Raw genomic sequence first — 16,009 nt, forward strand, 5'->3', positions numbered from 1 at the left:
GCGCATCCACGCATGGCGCGGATCTACTGCCTTTGGTAGTGCCGGCCGCTGGCCGGCAACCCGTATCCCGCGCATCCACGCATGGCGTGGATCTACCGGGCGTCGTCGAGCAGCTGTTCGAGGCCGGCGGTTTCCGCAGCGTCGTTGAAGTGGCCGTCCCCCAGCCGGGCTCGTACGAATGCCAGGCCATCCGCCGCCGCAGCGTCCAGCGTGCCGCGATGGTCGACCGGGTAGCGCCGGAACGCGACCGGCTCGCCGCGCAGCGCCAGGCCTGCGGCATACAGCAGGGTGGTCAGATAGGGCACGTCGCGGTCCTCGCTGCCGTGGCCCAGCATCAGCGGTTGGCTGAAACCGCGGCGCGGTACGCCGAGATAGTCGTACAACACGGCCCAGATGCCTGGCACGCTGGTCAGCGGTGCGGTGAACATGCTGCCGGTATCCGCGCCGTCCAGCGTGGTGGCCAGTTCGCCCAGGCACTGCTCGCGTGCCACTGCCACGCGAGCGCGGCCGGTGTCGCTGAGGACGCGGTCGATCTGCGGCGCAACCTGCAGCAGACCGTCGAGCAGATACGCGTGATACGCGTTGAGCGCGCCAGGATTGGCGGTGCGGTTGTCCGGCTTCATCACCAGTGCGGTCAGCTCGACGGCGGTGGGCGTGCCGGTGGTGAAGCTGCCGCGGTAGTGCAGCGACGGGCCAGCATAGGCGGGCGCCAGATGCCCGGCAGTGAGCGCGGCGGCACCACCCTGCGAATGGCCGACCGAGACCCAGCGCGGCGACAGCGTTGCGGTGCCCAGATACTGGCGGCTGGCTTTGACGAGGTCGATGGCATTGCGCGCGGCAGTGCGCACATGCAGATAGGCATGGTCACCTGGACTGCCGAGGCCCTGGTAGTCCGCAGCAACCACCGCATAGCCCTGTGCCAGGAACTGATCGAGGAAGCGGCCGTCGCGTTCGGGTTGGTAGGGGCCGGACACCGAGGGCGCACAGCGATCCGCGATGCCCTGAGTGCCATGTGCCCAGGACACCACCGGCCAGCCGCCTGCAGGCGCCGCGCCGGCGGGCAGGTACAGCAGGCCGGTGCCTTCGGCCAGCTGGCCGCGATGATCCGGGGTGCGGTAGTGCAGCTTGTAGGCCTGCGCGGCCTTGGACGGCACCCATGACGCGCGATAGGGGGCAGCAGACAGCAGATCGCCCGGTGCGGGTGAGGCAGCCGCCACGGGGCCCGAGGACAGCGCCAGCAGGGCAGTGGCGAGGAGGCAGGCAAGCGGGTGGAAACGGCGGGGCGGTGGGGTCATGGGGCGCTCCTTCACGGCCGGGATGGCCGTTGCGCCGCAGTGTGGATGGCCTCGCCTACGCCGATTGGGACCGGCGTCGCATCCGCCGGGGATTCGTAGAATTCCTAGTGTCGTGGTCCATGGGCGCACGAACCCTCCACGCATGGCGTGGATCTGCCGACAAAGAAAAGGCCCCTTTCGGGGCCTTCTTTTACTTCTTTTCCAGTCGCGCGTTGCGCTGGCCGGTGCTGGCGGACTTTTCGCCAGCGAACGGGTTCAGCTTGCGGATCATCCACGGGTACTTCGGCCACTTGCCTTCCAGCCACGGGTGGTCCGGCTGGTTCAGCTGCAGGACGCGGCGGGCGTCGTCGGCCAGGGTCTTGTTGCCCAGGTGGGTGTAGGAATCGGCCAGGACGGCGACGGCATCGTACTGGAACGCGCTCTGCGGATAGGTTTCCAGCAGGTAGTTGGCGCGGCCGGCGGCCGAGACCCAGGCGCCGCGGCGCATGTAGTACAGGGCGTTGTCCAGCTCATGCTGGGCGAACACGTCACGCAGCTCCAGCATGCGCTGGCGCGCATCGGCGGCGTAGCGGCTGTTCGGGTAACGGTCCACCACGATGTTGAAGTCCGAATACGCCTGGTGCGGCGTGGACAGGTCGCGGCGGCTGGCATCCAGTGACCATACGCGACGCAGGAAAACCGTACTGCGGTTGGAGTTGGCCAGGCCGCGCAGGTAGTACAGGTACGCGATGTTGCGATGGGTCGGGTAGGTACGGATGAAGCGGTCGATGCTGGACACCGCATCGTCGTGCTTGCCGGCCTTGTACTGCGCGTAGGCGGTTTCGATCATCGCCTGTTCGGTATACGGGCCGTACGGATACTGGGCCACGAGGCGGCGGAAGCTGGTTTCAGCCCCGCTCCAGTTGCCACCCTGCATCAGCTTGTGGCTCTTCTCGTACAACTGTTCGACCGGCGTCCCTTCATCGGGGCGATCGCCCTTCTTGGCGCCACGGTGGCAGCCGGTGGCGGCGATGACCAGCACCAGCAGCAGGGCGGTGAGGCGGACGGGCGCGGAGAGCATGGAGGAGCGTCGGATCATGAGGTCAAGGCGGGACGCGGCTGGAATACGAAGGGTCGATGATAGCCTAGTGTCCTGTCCAGCGACTGAAACCGGCCGCCGGGACCCCAAAATTTCAAAGAATGCCCCCTGCCATGTCTGAACAACCCTCTGAATCGGCCCGCCAGGCCATCGTCCCCGACACCGCTGCCGGCCGCCGTTTCGACGCCGTGGTGGCCGAACTGTTCCCCGAATACTCGCGTTCGCGCCTGACCGAGTGGATCAAGGCCGGGGAGGTCCTGCTGGACGGCGCCCAGGTGCGCCCGCGCGATCCGCTGCGCGGTGGCGAGGTGGTGACCCTCAACGTGGTGCTGGAAACCCAGACCGACGCCCAGCCGGAGGACATCCCGCTGGACGTGCTGTTCGAGGACGAGCACCTGCTGGTGATCAACAAGCCGGTCGGCCTGGTGGTGCACCCGGGCGCGGGCAACCACAGCGGCACCCTGGTCAACGCCCTGCTGTTCCGCGACCCGTCGGTGGCGGTGCTGCCGCGCGCGGGCATCGTGCACCGCCTGGACAAGGACACCAGTGGCGTGATGGTGGTGGCCAAGACCCTGGAAGCGCAGACCGCGCTGGTCGAGCAGCTGGCCGCACGCGACGTGCACCGCCAGTACCTGGCCATCGTGATGGGTGCGCTGGTGGCCGGCGGTACCGCCGATGCCCCGATCGACCGCCACCCGCGCGACCGCCTGAAGATGGCGGTGCGCGAGGACGGCAAGGAAGCGATCACCCACTACCGCCTGCGCGAGCGCTTCCGTGCGCACACCGCGCTGGAGTGCCGCCTGGAAACCGGCCGTACCCACCAGATCCGCGTGCACATGGCGCATGTGCGCCATCCGATCATCGGTGACCCGCTGTACGGCGGTGCGCTGAAGCTGCCCAAGGGGGCCAGCGATGAGCTGGTGGCCGCGCTGCGTGGCTTCAAGCGCCAGGCCCTGCACGCCGAAACCCTGGAGTTCACGCACCCGATCACCGGTGAGCTGGTGCGCAACACCGCGCCGGTGCCGGAGGACATGCTGCACCTGATGAAGGTGCTGCGCGAAGACAGCGAGGCCTTCGCCGCGCGCGAGCGGGACCGTTGGTGATGGCCGCCGCGCTGCCCGTGCTGCAGGCGGACTGGCCGGCGCCGCCGGGCGTCAATGCGCTGACCACGCGTCGGCACGGTGCGGGCATTTCGCCGGCGCCGTTCGCGCAGTTCAACCTGGGCAACCGGCACGCGGCCGACGGTGATACCCCAGCCAACGTAGAGCACAACCGCCAGCTGCTGCAGCAGGGGCTGGGGCTGCCCTCGACACCGCACTGGCTGCGCCAGGTGCACAGCAGCACCGTGCTGCGCTTCACCGCGCCGCCGGTGCCCGGCGCAAGCGAGCCGGTGGCCGATGCCGCAGTGACTTCGGTGCCGGGCGTGGTGCTGGCGATCCTGACTGCCGACTGCCTGCCGGTGGTGTTTGCCGCCGCCGATGGCAGCGAGGTGGGCGCGGCCCACGCAGGCTGGCGTGGCCTGGCCGACGGCATGCTGGAGGCCACCGTGGCCGCCATGCAGACGCCGCCGGCGCAGCTGCGGGCCTGGCTGGGCCCGGCCGCCGGACCGGCCGACTACGAGATCGGCGAGGAGGTCTACCACGCCTTCGTCGGCCATGATCCGGCCGCCGAGGCGGCGTTCGTGGCCACCCGCGCAGGCCATTGGAAGGTGGACCTGTTCGCGCTGGCGCGGCAGCGGTTGCAGGCGGCGGGCATGGACCCGGCGCAGGTCCATGGCGGCACGGTGTCGACCATGGCCGATCCGGACCTGTATTCGCACCGGCGCGACCGTCGCACCGGGCGCATGGCGACGCTGGCCTGGATCGCGCCCTGACCTTGCCGCTGTTCGCGCGCGTGCTGGGGCCGGCCTTCGCCACCCTGGCCGCGCCGGTGCAGGCGCTGCATGCCGCGCCGTTGCCCTGCCGCTACGTGGGGCAGGCGCGCATCGTGAGGGGGCGGCACTGGCTGGTGCCGCTGCTGGCCGCGTTGGCGCGGCTGCCGAAGGACGGTGACGCGCTGCCCACCGAAGTGGCGTTCAGCGCACATGGGCAGGGCGAGCAGTGGGCGCGGCAGTTTGGCCGCTGGCCGATGGTGTCGCGGCTGTGGGCGCACGAGGGCTGCCTGCGCGAGCAGTTGGGCGCGGTGCGCTTCGAGTTTGATCTGCAGGCCCGCGAGGGTGGCATCGACTGGTCGGTGCGCCGGGTCTGGGCGTTCGGGCTGCTGCCGTTGCCGAGGCGCTGGTTTGGTGGCGTACGTTGCCGCGAAGCCTGGCAGGGCGAGCGTTACACTTTCCTGGTCGATGTGACGCTGCCCTGGGCGGGAGCCCTGATCCGCTATGAAGGTTGGCTCGAACCGCAGTGAGGCCGCCGCCGAGGCGGGCAGCGCGGTGATCGTATTCGATGGCGTATGCGCGCTGTGCAACCGCTGGGTGCGCTTCCTGCTGCGTTTCGACCGCGCGGGGCGCTACCGCTTTGCGGCGATGCAGGGGCAGCAGGGCAGCGCGATGTTGCGCGCGCACGGGCTGGACCCGCAGGACCCGATGTCGTTCCTGCTGCTGGACGCGCAGGGCGCCTGGACCGATACCGATGCGATCCTGCGCGTGCTGACGGGGCTGGGCAGCGCCTGGCGCCTGATCGGCGTGTTGCGGACAGTGCCGCGTGGCTGGCGTGATGCCGCGTACCGCGCGCTGGCGCGCAACCGCTACCGCTGGTTCGGACGGCACGACGCCTGTCATCTGCCCGCACCGGAGCAGGCAGCGCGATTCCTGGATTGAAGGAAAAAGGGGACGGAGGTGATCAAGGCGTCTGTGCACAACTGCCTTGATCCCCTCCGTCCCCTTTTTTCCTCAACCTTCCAGCGCGTCCAGATAGCTGCGGCGCCAGTGATTGATGTCGTAGGTGCGCAGGTGATCCATCATCGCGTGCCAGCGTTCCTTGCGCCTGCTCAGTGACATCGTTGCTGCCGTGGCGATGGCGTCGGCCACGCCGTCCAGATCGTGCGGGTTCACCAGCAATGCCTGCTTGAGTTCGTCGGCAGCGCCGGCCAGCAGCGACAACACCAGCACGCCGGGATCTTCCGGGTCCTGCGACGCCACGTATTCCTTGGCCACCAGGTTCATGCCATCGCGCAACGGCGTGACCAGGCCGACCGCCGCCGCCCGGTAGAAGCCGGTGAGGGTGGCATGGGTGAAGTTCTGGTTGACGTAGCGCAGCGGCGTCCAGTCAGGTTCGGCGTGGCCACCGTTGATGTGGCCGGCGATCTGTTCCAGCTGGCTGCGCAGCTGCCGGTACTCGGTGACATCGCCGCGCGAGACCGGGGCGATCTGCAGGTAGGTCAGCGAGCCGCGCTGGTCGGGGTGGCGCTCAAGATAGCGCTCGAAGCCAAGGAAGCGTTCGGGCAGGCCCTTGGAATAGTCCAGGCGATCCACGCCGATCGCCAGCTGGCGATCGCGCAGGCTGGCGCGCAGGTTCTTCACGGCGGCCTTGGTGGCCGCGGTGCCGGCCTGGCGTGCGATCAGCTCGGTGTCGATGCCGATCGGGAAGGCGGCGGCACGGAAGCGGCGCCCGCCCGGTGCTTCCAGCTCGCCGTTGTCGAGCACGCGGCCGCCGCCGAACAGGCGCAGGTAGGTCTGGAAGCGATCAGCGTCGCGCTGGGTCTGGAAGCCGACCAGGTCGTAGGCGTACAGCGCGGAGAACAGCCGCAGGTGGTCGGGCATCGCCTGCAGCAGGTCGGCAGACGGCATCGGGATATGCAGGAAGAAGCCTATGCGACAACCGATGCCGCGCTCGCGCAGCAGCGCACCGAGGGGGATCAGGTGGTAGTCGTGGATCCAGACGATGTCGTCCTCGCGCAGCAGTGGCGCGAGCTTGTCGGCGAACAGCGCGTTGACCTTGTGGTAGGTCTCGCGGGTGCCGCGGTCGTAGTCGACCAGATCCAGGCGGAAGTGCAGCAGCGGCCACAAGGTGCGGTTGGCGAAGCCGTTGTAGTAGCCATCGACCTCACGCTTGCTCAGGTCCATGGTGACGTAGTCGATGTCACCGTCTTTCTGCCGGTGCAGCGTGCCGCTGCCTTCCTTCACCGTCTTGCCACTCCAGCCGAACCACAGGCCACCGCGTTCCTTCAGGGCAGCCAGCAGGCCGACAGCCAGGCCGCCGGCGCGGTTCTCGCCGGGCACGGCCACACGGTTTGAAACCACGACCAGACGACTCACGATGCCTCCTGCCAGGACCGCGACAGGCGCATTGCGGCGGTGATCAGGCCGACGTGCGAATAGGTCTGCGGGAAATTGCCCCAGGCCTCGCCGCTGTCGAAGGCCAGATCCTCCGACAGCAGGCCCAGGTGATTGCGCTGCTTCAGCAGCAGCTCGAACATCTCACGTGCTTCATCCATGCGCCCGATCGCGGCCAGCGCGTCGATGTACCAGAAGGTGCAGATGGTGAAGCTGGTCTCCGGCTCACCGAAGTCATCCGGCGCGACATAGCGGTACAGCGAATTGCCATGCTTGAGGTCGCGGCCGATGGCATCGACGGTGGCGATGAAGCGGGCGTCCAGCGCGTCGATGAAACCGATATCGGCCAGCAGCAGCAGCGAGGCATCCAGCCGATGGCCGCCGAAGGTATCGGTGAAGTGGCCCAGCTCCTCGTTCCAGGATTCGGCCATGATGCGCGCGTGGATGGTGTCGGCGCGCTCGCGCCAGTAATGCGCGCGGTCATCGCGCTTCAGGCGCACGGCGATCTTGCACAGGCGGTCGCAGGCAGCCCAGCACATCGCGCTGGTGTAGGTGTGCACTTCGGTGCGGCCGCGGAATTCCCACAGGCCGGCATCGGGTACGTCGTGCAGGGCGAAGGCCTGTTCGCCCAGGGGCTCCAGGCGGGCGAAGGTGTGCGCATCACCCGGGTCCTGCAGGCGCCGGTCGAAGAACAGCTGCGTGGAGGCCAGTACCACGCTGCCGTAGACATCGTGCTGGCGCTGCACCCAGGCCAGGTTGCCGCGCCGCACCGGGCCCATGCCGCGATAACCGGACAGGCTGGGCACTTCATCTTCGTCCAGCTTGGCCTCGAAGCCGATGCCATACAGCGGCTGCAGCGTGCCGTCGGTGGTGGCCAGGTTGAAGATGTAGCCGAGGAACTGTTCCATCGTGCGCGTGGCGCCAAGACGGTTCAGCGCCCGCACCACGAAGGCCGCGTCGCGCAACCAGCAGTAGCGGTAGTCCCAGTTGCGCACGCTGCCGGGTGCTTCCGGAATGGAAGTGGTCATCGCCGCGATGATCGCGCCGCTGTCCTCGTACTGGCACAGCTTCAACGTGATCGCACTGCGGATGACCGCGTCCTGCCATTCCAGTGGAATGGACAGGTAGCGCACCCACTCGCGCCAGTAGTCGCGGGTGCGCTGGAAGGCTTCCTGCACGTAGCCGCTGATCGAACGATTGAGCGATTCATCCACGCCCAGGATCAGGTGGATCGGATGGTTGAGCACGAACGGCAGGCCGTCGCGCACGAAGCGCACCGGCACATCGGTGGTCAGCCGCAGCACGTGCTCCGGCAGGATCCAGCGCACATGGTTGCTGCCCCAGGTGGATTCGGGCACGCGTGCGCCCCAGTCCGCCAGGGGTCGCGCACGCACGGTGATGCGCGGGCTGCCAGCCAGCGGACGCACCTGGCGGATCAGGCTGACCGGACGGTAGAAGCGATCGTTCTGCCGCCAGCGCGGGGCGAAATCGAGGATTTCCAATGCGCCGCCCTGCGTGTCACGCAGCACGGTGCGCAGGATCGCAGTGTTGGTGAGGTATTCCTGCTCGCTGCTCGCGAAGTCCTCCAGCTCGATGGCGAAGTCGCCGCCGGTCTGCTGGTTGGGGCCGAGCAGGGCGCAGAAGGTGGGGTCGCCGTCGAAGGTGGGCAGGCAGCTCCAGACAACGCGGGCATGTTTGTCGACCAGGGCGCCGAAGCTGCCGTTGCCGACCACGCCCAGATCAAGATCGGGTTGGGTCATCACGCGGTACATCTCGGTTGCGGCCGTGGGGGTTGGCCGGGTCAATAGGCATTCTCACGCAGCCAGGCGTGCACGCTGCGTATGTCGGGCAGCGCGAACACGGCCGCACTGGGTTCACGTTCACCCACCAGCACGCTCCAGCCATGCTGGCCGTTGGCGGCATCGAAGCCGAATTCGTCGGTGAGGTCATCACCGAGGAACACCGGCAGGCGGCCGCGGAAGGGCAGGTACTGCATCATCCGGCGCACGGCACGGCCCTTGTCGGTGCCGACAGGCACGAACTCGACCACATGGTCGCCAGGCTGCAGGCGGTAGCTGGTGCGGCCACGAACGTGGCGGTCAGCGAACGCGCGGACATCGCTGGCGGCGTGCGGCGCACCGCGCCAGTGCAAGGCCAGGCCGACGCCCTTGTCTTCCACCAGCACGCCAGGATGCCCATGGGCGAAGCGCATCGCCTGCTGGTGCAGCGCGTGCAGCCATTCGGCGGTGTCGTCGTCGTGTTCGTCGCGCAGCACACGACCGTCTTCGCCACGCAGCTCATGGCCGTGCAGGCCGGCGGCGGGTAGTTGCAGGGGGGCGAACAGTTGATCCAGCTGTTCAAGCGGGCGACCACTGACCAGTGCCACGGCACCTTCCAGGCGGTCGCTGATGCGGCCGATGGCTTCACGCACATCCGGCAGCAGCTGCACGGCATCCGGGCGTGCAGCGAATTCGATCAGGGTGCCATCGACATCGAGGAACAACGCACAGGCGTCGTCCAGCAATGGCGGTGGCGGACGCAGGGGGAGCGGTTCAGCCATGACGCCCAGCTTGCCAGCGTGGGCGTGTACGCGGGGTCGAGGGCAGGCTACGGCCCTGCTTCGGTGGGTGCCGACCGTTGGTCGGCACGGCAGGTCAGCCTGCATCCAGCTCAAACAGTGCGGGCCAACGGTCCGCCCCCCCAAAGCAGATCCGCACCCGGATCACGAAGTTGCCGGCCAGCGGCCGGCACTACCGTGTCGTGCGGGCCAACGGTCCGCACCCACCCAAAGCAGACCCGCACCCGGATCACGAAGTTGCCGGCCAGCGGCCGGCACTACCGTGTCGTGCGGGCCAACGGTCGGCACCCACCCAATGCGATCAGAACGTATAGCGGACGCGGCCGTAGTAGTACGCGCCGTTGCTGCCGATCGGCGACAGCACGTCATACGGCAGGTTGCCGAAGTAGTGGATATCGCTGTTGGATCGATCCGGGTAGTTGTCGGTCAGGTTCTGGCCGCCGATGGCCACGCTCCAGCGCGGAGTGATGCGGTATTCGACCTCCGCATCCAGCTGCCACTCGGCCTGGTAGGTCTGGCGCGGGATGTAGCCGTCACCGAAGTTGAACACGCGGGTGGCGCTGCCGTAGCGGTTCACGCGGCTGCTCAGCGACCAGTGGTCGTTGCTCCACGCGGCAGAGAAGCTGCCGCGGGTACGCGGCGTGGCATCGGTAAGCGTGTTGGTTTCTTCGATGCCGAACAGCACGTAATCCGGATTCAGTGCACGCAGCTGTGCCGGCGTGGCCAGCACGTTCTTCAGCGTGGTCTTGGTGTACGCATAGGTGCCGGTCAGCAGCAGCTGGCCGTCGCCCAGCGACTGGCGCCAGTTGCTCACCAGCTCGGCGCCGCGGGTGCGGGTATCGGCGGCGTTGACGAAGAAACTGGCGCTCTGCAGGCCGCTGACGCCGTAGTTGGCGGCCACGTAGTCGGTCAGTGCATCGCCGGTGATGCTCTCCGACAGCGCGATGCGATCGTCGATGTCGATCTGGAAGAAGTCCAGTGACAGGTCGAAATGCTCGCCGATGCGGCTGGTGAAGCCCAACGAGGTGTTCAGCGATTTCTCCGGCTTCAGATTCTGCGCACCCAGGCCACGCGCGATCGGATTGTTGACCGACAGCAGGCGGCCCTGCACCAGCTGGCCGCCAGCGTTGTAGCCGGTGGAGGTGGATTCGTAGCCGATCTGTGCCAGCGACGGCGCACGGAAGTTGTTGGAGATGGCACCGCGCAGCGCGAACGCCGGGGTGAATTCATAGCGCAGGCCGAGTTTGCCGGTCAGTTCACCGCCGAAGTCGTCGTTGTGCTCGTAGCGCGCGGCCAGATCGGTGGAGAACTTCTCGCCGAACTGACTGGACAGGCTGGCGTAGGCGCTGGCGACATCGCGAGACAGGGTGGCCGCGTCCTGCGGGGTCAATCCGCCACCGGCCTGCGAACCGGTCGGGCGGTCGGTGTACGGGCCGGCCGCATAGCTGGCCGGGTCGCCGGGACGGGTCTGGTAGCGCTCGTGGCGTGCTTCCACGCCCAGGCCGAGCGTGTGGCTGATGCTGTCGCTCTGGGTGAACACGCGGCTCAGATCGAGGTTGCCCACGGTCTGCGCGTATTCGTAATCGGCGGTCTTGAAGCGGGTCGGGCTGGTCGGGCCCAGCGAGGCGTTGAGCGAATCACGCAGGCGGTAGGTGAAGTCGTTCTGGCCGTAGTCCAGGCTGCCGTCGTAGCTCCATTCGCCCCACTGCCCGCGCACGCCGGCCACGGCCTGCACGTCGCGGTTCTCGCCCTCGGAGATCGGCCGGTACCCATTCGGATAGACCTCCTTCCAGTTGGCATCGCCATCGGGGTAGCGGAAGTAGTTTGCGCCTTCGGTATCGCGCTGGTTGAAGGTGCCGAACGCGTAGAACGTCGAGGTCTGGCCCACCGGGATCTCGGTGTTCAGCCACAGGTTGATGTCCTTGCTCTTGCCATCGCCCAGCACATAGTTGCGCTTGCCCTGCAGCGCCAGGTTGCCGGGGGTCTGGTCCCACGGCGGAATCTGGTCGAAGCCGGCGCGGTTGGTGCCGTTGCGGTGCTTGTATTCCAGACCGACGCGCAGGAAGCCGCCGTCCTCGCCCAGCGAGGTGCCGACCTTGGCGCTGATGTTGCCGGTCTGGCCGTCGGTGAGGGTACGGCCGATCGGCTTGAGGTCGGTGTGGTTGGCGCCGTAGCTGGCCTCGATCTCGCCACCGTCGCCGCCGTTGTCGAGGATTACGTTGATCACACCGGCCACCGCATCCGAGCCATACAGCGCACCAGCGCCATCACGCAGTACTTCGATGCGCTTGATCGCGCTGACCGGGATCGAATTGAAATCAACCGGGGTGGTGCCCTTGCCGATCTTGCTGTCGGTGTTGACCAGCGCGGTGTGGTGGCGGCGCTTGCCATTGACCAGCACCAGCACCTGGTCCGGCGACAGGCCGCGCAACTGTGCGGCGCGCACATGGTCGGCGCCACCGGAGTTGGACTGGCGCGGGAAGTTGAACGACGGCAACAGCGCCTGCAGCGCGCTGCCCAGCTCGCCGTTGACCACGCCGGCCTTGCGGATGTCCTCGGCGGTGAGCACATCCACCGGCGAGGTGGATTCGAGCACGGTGCGGTCGGCGGCACGGGTGCCGGTGACGATAACGGTGTCCAGGTTGGTGGCGTCCTGGGCCAGGGCCGGGACGGCGGCGGAGGAAAGCGCGAGGGCGATGGCGAGGCCGAGCGGCGACGCGGGCAGGCGGACGGACATGGGGGCTCCAGCAACAACGACGACGGGGAAGGGGGGAGATGGTTTCACTTACATCCATCCGGATGAAGCGATATATTATCTTCGCGTGATGACCGGTGCCGATGCAAGCCCCTGCCGGTCCGGCATGAGTTGATGCCCTGCTGGCATCAGCACGCCGGGGCGGTGGCGCTGTACGCTGCCGGCTCGCCTTGTCCCCCTTCCCCGGAGCTGTATCGATGAAACACCTTGGCCTCGTCTTCGCCGTGCTGCTGGCCACCAGTGGCTGCGCCAGCCTGTCCTCGCAGGCGCCCAGCGCCTATGCCACGGCCACCACCGCCGAACTGAAGGGCGATGCTGCACGCCCGTCCGCCGGCCACGGCTGGGTGCGCAGCGAGCTGTATTTCGGCGTGGGCGAGGAGCAGGGCGCCGGCAACCGCCCGCAGGCCGATACCATCAGCGAGGCGCAGTGGCGCACCTTCCTGGACAAGGAAGTCACTCCGCGCTTCCCGGATGGCCTGACCGTGTTCGATGCCTATGGCCAGTGGCTGTTCCGCGGTGATGCCTCGCCCAACCGCCTGCGCACCAAGGTGCTGGTGGTGCTGCACGAGGACACCCCGCAGCGCCGCGCCGACATCGAAGCGATCCGCCTGGCGTGGAAGCAGCAGACCAAGCATCAATCGGTGCTGTGGTCGCGGCAGCCGGTCGAGGTATCGTTCTGAGTTGAAGGTGCCGCCGCGGTGCCGCAGGGAGCAATGATGAATTGCAGGGAATGCGTGCTGGGCCTGGTGCTGGCGGGCGTGCTGGCACCGTCGGCGCAGGCAAGTGGCGACGACGGCGAAACGCTGCGTTTCCAGGTGGCCGCGCATGTGCAGGCGCATGCCGATCCGCAGCAGGACGGCAGCATCGCCGTGCAGCTGTCACCGTCGGGCAAGCGCCAGACGCTTGAGGGCGCGGCGGATGCCGATGGCAGTTCGCGATGGTCGCTCGAAGATGTCGATTTCGACGGCTACCCGGAACTGGTCGCACGCGCCTCGGTGGGCATGGTCAACGAAGCGGTGACGGTGTACCGGTTCGATCCGGCCAGTGCGGGGTTCCGCGCGCTGCAGGCCGACACCCACGGCAAGGACAGTTGCGGTGACCTGATGGGGTTGAGCGTGGATGCTGCCACTCGAACCCTGACCAGCAGCTGCCGCAGTGGCCCGATGTGGTACACCGACCAGTACCGGTTTGCAGGCGCGAAGCTCCATCTGTACCGCTCTGAGAGCGTGCTGATGCTGGGCGATACCTTGAACGCCGCGCTGCAGTGGGAACAGACCGACGAGCAGGGCCCGTTGGCGGTCTGGCGCACGTATGATCCGGCCGGCCGTGTGCTGGAAAGTGCCATCGCCGATGGCCTGGGCGCACCGCCGGACGGGCCGTTGCGTGGTCAGCAGGCCACCGTGGTAACCGCGCGCCTGTTCCTGTTCGACCGACCCGGCGCCTCCAGCACCAAGCGTTACCTGGTGCAGGGTGATCGCGTGGAACTGCTGGATGAACAGGACGGCTGGGTGAAGCTGCGCTACCGCAACCCGAAGCAGGGCGCGGTGGAAGGCTGGATCAACGTCAACGATTGAAGAAAAAGGGGACGGAGGGAATTAAGTCGTTTGCGGCACATACGACTTGATTCCCTCCGTCCCTTTTTTGCGGAGGCATCACTTCATCGGGTCTAGCCTCGGATGTTCCCCCGTTCGAGGATGTATCCGATGAGCAAGCGTGTGGCCGAAATCGTGGTGGACGCCCTGCAGCAGGCCGGTGTCCGCCGTTGCTACGGCATCGTGGGCGATACGCTCAACCATGTGACCGATGCGATGCATGGCAGCGAGATCGCATGGGTGCATGTGCGGCATGAGGAAGTAGCAGCCTTTGCCGCAGGCGCCGATTCGCTGGTGAGCGGCGAACTGACCGCCTGCGCCGGCTCCTGCGGTCCCGGCAGCCTGCATTTCATCAATGGCGTGTTCGAGAGCAACCGCAACCGCGCGCCGATGGTGCTGATCGCCAGCCAGGTGGTGACCAGCGAGCTGGGCATGGAATTTCCGCAGGAAGTGGACTTCAAGGCGGTGTACGCCAGTTGTTCGGTGTTCTGCGAGCAGGTGCACAGCGCCGAGCAGGCGCGTCGCGTGGTCACCCTGGCCTGCCAGGCCGCGATCAGCCGCCGTGGCGTGGCGGTGGTGATCCTGCCCGCCGATATCAGCCAGGCCGAAGTGAAGCACGATGTGCCGTTCTCGGTGCATTACACCCAGCCGGTACTGCGCCCGTCGGATGCTGAGCTGCAGCGCATCGCCGAGCTGCTGGGGCAGGGCAAGCGCATCGGCATCTACGCCGGCGCCGGTTGCCAGGGTGCGCACGCACAGCTGCTGGAACTGGCCCGGCGCCTGCAGGCACCGATCGCGCACACCTCGCGCGCCAAGGACTTCGTCGAGCCGGACAACCCGTACAACATGGGCATGACCGGCATCTTCGGCATCGAATCCGGCTTCCACACGCTGATGGAGTGCGACACGCTGCTGCTGCTCGGCGCCGACTTCGCCTGGGGCCAGTTCTACCCGGACAAGGCCACGATCATCCAGGTCGACCGCGATGGCAGCCATCTCGGCCGCCGCCACCCGGTGAACCTGGGCGTGGTCGGTGACATCGCACCGACGCTGGATGCCTTGCTGCCGATGTTGCCGCCGCGCGAGGACAGCAGTTTCCTGGACGAATGTATCGAACGTCGCGACAAGGCGCTGAAGAAGCGCGAGCAGGAAGAACAGCCGGGCGAGGGCGAGCTGATCCACCCGCAGCATCTGACCGCGCTGCTGTCGAAGTACGCCAGCGACGATGCGCTGTTCACCGCTGACGGCGGCTCGCCGATGGTCTGGGTGCTGCGGCATATCCGCGTCAACGGTCGCCGCCGCACGCTGACCAGCCTGCTGCACGGCACGATGGCCAATGCAATGCCGCAGGCACTGGGCCTGCAGAAGGCGTTCCCCGGCCGGCAGGTGATTTCGCTGTCCGGCGATGGCGGCCTGGCGATGCTGCTGGGCGACCTGCTGACGGCCGTGCAGGAGAACCTGCCGATCAAGGTGGTGGTGTTCAACAATGGCTCGCTGAACTTCGTCGAGCTGGAGCAGAAGGTGGAAGGCCTGCTGGACAACTACACCGACCTGAAGAACCCGGATTTTGGCCGCCTTGCCGAAGTGATCGGCTTCCACGGCCGCACGGTGACGCGCAGCGAGGATCTGGAAGAAGCGGTGCAGGATTTCCTGTCGCAGCGTGGCCCGGCGCTGCTGGATGTGCATACCAGCCGCGCCGAGCTGGTGATGCCGCCGCAGATCGAGGCCAAGCAGGTGGCCGGTACCGCGCTGTATGCAGCCAAGGCGGTATTGAACGGCCGCTTCGACGACGTGAAGCATCTGCTGGTGGACAACTTCCTGAAGAAGTAACGGGGTGGGTTTGATGCAGGGCTGCGCCCTGCACCCGCTACGAGCCGGAGCCAGAGCAGAAGCGGGTTTCCTGAGGGATGGCGGGGTGGGTCCGGTTGCGGGGGACGCCGTAAACCCGTCCCTGGGGGCTTGGCCGCGGCATCCGTGCCGCGGACACCCCCGCAACCGGACCCACCCCACCTTCGACAGTTTCCTGCGATCTGTCGGTAGATCCACGCCCTGCGTGGATAGCGTGGAAATGATCGAATTGTTCGTGTAGAGCCGAGCCATGCTCGGCTCAGAGCGAAGCGACCCGCTTTTGCCTTTGATCCTTTGATTCCTTTCCGTGGCTGGCACGCGCAAGGAATTATCAGGGGCCGGTCGGGATGGGCTGCGCAGGAGCGTTGGCGCCATGGATGGCGCCATCGAGCCCCCAGGGATGGGTTTACGGCGTGTCCTGCGCAGCCCATCCCGACCGGCCCAACTGGCAATGCCAGTCGACTAACTGTGATCTCTCTGTACGTTGTTCATCCGGGACATCTTTGGAAAATGGTGGTTACCACACCTCTCCAGACCCCAAAGAGCCCGGATGAACCACCATAAAAATGCCCGTTTGACCGTCCATAGTCGAGCAC

General features: G+C 67.2%; 13 protein-coding genes. 7 read left to right on the top strand and 6 right to left on the bottom strand.

The window, feature by feature from the left end; translation table 11 throughout:
* Positions 1–92: 92 nt before the first annotated feature.
* Both AC5P9F_RS20030 and AC5P9F_RS20035 read right to left on the bottom strand, forming a co-directional pair.
* Positions 93–1,295 carry a lipase family protein gene (locus AC5P9F_RS20030; protein WP_133050342.1) on the bottom strand — a complete coding sequence of 401 codons (1,203 nt, stop codon included), beginning with the start codon at positions 1,293–1,295 and terminating at the stop codon, positions 93–95.
* A gap of 190 nt (positions 1,296–1,485) precedes the next feature.
* Entirely contained in the window at positions 1,486–2,373 is an 888-nt protein-coding gene (locus AC5P9F_RS20035) for an outer membrane protein assembly factor BamD (RefSeq protein WP_024956778.1), read from the bottom strand.
* 113 nt (positions 2,374–2,486) lie between these two features.
* On the opposite strand from AC5P9F_RS20035, the gene rluD reads away from it, so the two are divergent.
* The 4 genes from rluD to AC5P9F_RS20055 are packed head-to-tail and all read left to right on the top strand — an operon-like array spanning position 2,487 to position 5,185.
* Positions 2,487–3,476, top strand: a complete 990-nt coding sequence (gene rluD / locus AC5P9F_RS20040) for a 23S rRNA pseudouridine(1911/1915/1917) synthase RluD (protein ID WP_005410789.1) — start codon at positions 2,487–2,489, stop codon at positions 3,474–3,476.
* On the top strand, positions 3,476–4,246 hold the full coding sequence (gene pgeF, locus AC5P9F_RS20045) for a peptidoglycan editing factor PgeF (RefSeq protein ID WP_049451227.1): 771 nt from the start codon (positions 3,476–3,478) through the stop codon (positions 4,244–4,246). Before rluD ends, pgeF begins: the two co-directional genes overlap by 1 nt.
* 2 nt (positions 4,247–4,248) lie before the next feature.
* Positions 4,249–4,773 carry a DUF4166 domain-containing protein gene (locus AC5P9F_RS20050; RefSeq protein ID WP_165931259.1) on the top strand — a complete coding sequence of 175 codons (525 nt, stop codon included), beginning with the start codon at positions 4,249–4,251 and terminating at the stop codon, positions 4,771–4,773.
* Positions 4,748–5,185: a thiol-disulfide oxidoreductase DCC family protein gene (locus AC5P9F_RS20055; protein ID WP_111193413.1), complete on the top strand. Its 438-nt coding sequence runs from the start codon at positions 4,748–4,750 to the stop codon at positions 5,183–5,185. Before AC5P9F_RS20050 ends, AC5P9F_RS20055 begins: the two co-directional genes overlap by 26 nt.
* Before the next feature lie 72 nt (positions 5,186–5,257).
* Here AC5P9F_RS20055 and otsA read toward each other — a convergent pair whose 3' ends face one another.
* The 4 genes from otsA to AC5P9F_RS20075 form a co-directional block, all read right to left on the bottom strand.
* Positions 5,258–6,622, bottom strand: a complete 1,365-nt coding sequence (otsA, locus tag AC5P9F_RS20060) for an alpha,alpha-trehalose-phosphate synthase (UDP-forming) (protein WP_005410785.1) — start codon at positions 6,620–6,622, stop codon at positions 5,258–5,260.
* The gene (locus tag AC5P9F_RS20065) at positions 6,619–8,400 is read right to left on the bottom strand and encodes a glycoside hydrolase family 15 protein (RefSeq protein WP_005410784.1); all 1,782 of its coding nucleotides are present in this window, start codon (positions 8,398–8,400) and stop codon (positions 6,619–6,621) included. Before AC5P9F_RS20065 ends, otsA begins: the two co-directional genes overlap by 4 nt.
* A 41-nt stretch (positions 8,401–8,441) precedes the next feature.
* Complete coding sequence (gene otsB, locus AC5P9F_RS20070) at positions 8,442–9,200, bottom strand: trehalose-phosphatase (protein ID WP_005410783.1); 759 nt, start codon at positions 9,198–9,200, stop codon at positions 8,442–8,444.
* A gap of 319 nt (positions 9,201–9,519) precedes the next feature.
* The gene (locus tag AC5P9F_RS20075) at positions 9,520–11,955 is read right to left on the bottom strand and encodes a TonB-dependent receptor plug domain-containing protein (protein ID WP_043035123.1); all 2,436 of its coding nucleotides are present in this window, start codon (positions 11,953–11,955) and stop codon (positions 9,520–9,522) included.
* Positions 11,956–12,170: 215 nt separating this feature from the next.
* Here AC5P9F_RS20075 and AC5P9F_RS20080 point away from each other — a divergent pair, with 215 nt between their 5' ends.
* From AC5P9F_RS20080 to AC5P9F_RS20090, 3 genes are all read left to right on the top strand, one after another.
* Positions 12,171–12,653, top strand: a complete 483-nt coding sequence (locus AC5P9F_RS20080; protein WP_005410781.1) for a DUF3574 domain-containing protein — start codon at positions 12,171–12,173, stop codon at positions 12,651–12,653.
* 36 nt (positions 12,654–12,689) lie between these two features.
* Positions 12,690–13,547: an XAC2610-related protein gene (locus AC5P9F_RS20085; RefSeq protein WP_308679044.1), complete on the top strand. Its 858-nt coding sequence runs from the start codon at positions 12,690–12,692 to the stop codon at positions 13,545–13,547.
* Between the two features lie 129 nt (positions 13,548–13,676).
* Positions 13,677–15,395 (top strand): thiamine pyrophosphate-dependent enzyme, encoded by a 1,719-nt coding sequence (locus tag AC5P9F_RS20090; protein ID WP_005410779.1) that lies wholly within the window; start codon positions 13,677–13,679, stop codon positions 15,393–15,395.
* The last annotated feature ends 614 nt before the right edge of the window (positions 15,396–16,009 follow it).

The organism is Stenotrophomonas sp. YJH_SMC_4 (assembly GCF_059371575.1).

What these genes read in the sequence shown, in the direction of transcription:
- AC5P9F_RS20030 (WP_133050342.1), bottom strand. Translation starts at nt 1,295, where the DNA reads ATGACCCCACCGCCCCGCCGTTTCCACCCGCTTGCCTGCCTCCTCGCC.
- AC5P9F_RS20035 (WP_024956778.1), bottom strand. Translation starts at nt 2,373, where the DNA reads ATGATCCGACGCTCCTCCATGCTCTCCGCGCCCGTCCGCCTCACCGCC.
- rluD (WP_005410789.1), top strand. Translation starts at nt 2,487, where the DNA reads ATGTCTGAACAACCCTCTGAATCGGCCCGCCAGGCCATCGTCCCCGAC.
- pgeF (WP_049451227.1), top strand. Translation starts at nt 3,476, where the DNA reads ATGGCCGCCGCGCTGCCCGTGCTGCAGGCGGACTGGCCGGCGCCGCCG.
- AC5P9F_RS20055 (WP_111193413.1), top strand. Translation starts at nt 4,748, where the DNA reads ATGAAGGTTGGCTCGAACCGCAGTGAGGCCGCCGCCGAGGCGGGCAGC.
- AC5P9F_RS20065 (WP_005410784.1), bottom strand. Translation starts at nt 8,400, where the DNA reads ATGACCCAACCCGATCTTGATCTGGGCGTGGTCGGCAACGGCAGCTTC.
- otsB (WP_005410783.1), bottom strand. Translation starts at nt 9,200, where the DNA reads ATGGCTGAACCGCTCCCCCTGCGTCCGCCACCGCCATTGCTGGACGAC.
- AC5P9F_RS20075 (WP_043035123.1), bottom strand. Translation starts at nt 11,955, where the DNA reads ATGTCCGTCCGCCTGCCCGCGTCGCCGCTCGGCCTCGCCATCGCCCTC.
- AC5P9F_RS20080 (WP_005410781.1), top strand. Translation starts at nt 12,171, where the DNA reads ATGAAACACCTTGGCCTCGTCTTCGCCGTGCTGCTGGCCACCAGTGGC.
- AC5P9F_RS20085 (WP_308679044.1), top strand. Translation starts at nt 12,690, where the DNA reads ATGAATTGCAGGGAATGCGTGCTGGGCCTGGTGCTGGCGGGCGTGCTG.
- AC5P9F_RS20090 (WP_005410779.1), top strand. Translation starts at nt 13,677, where the DNA reads ATGAGCAAGCGTGTGGCCGAAATCGTGGTGGACGCCCTGCAGCAGGCC.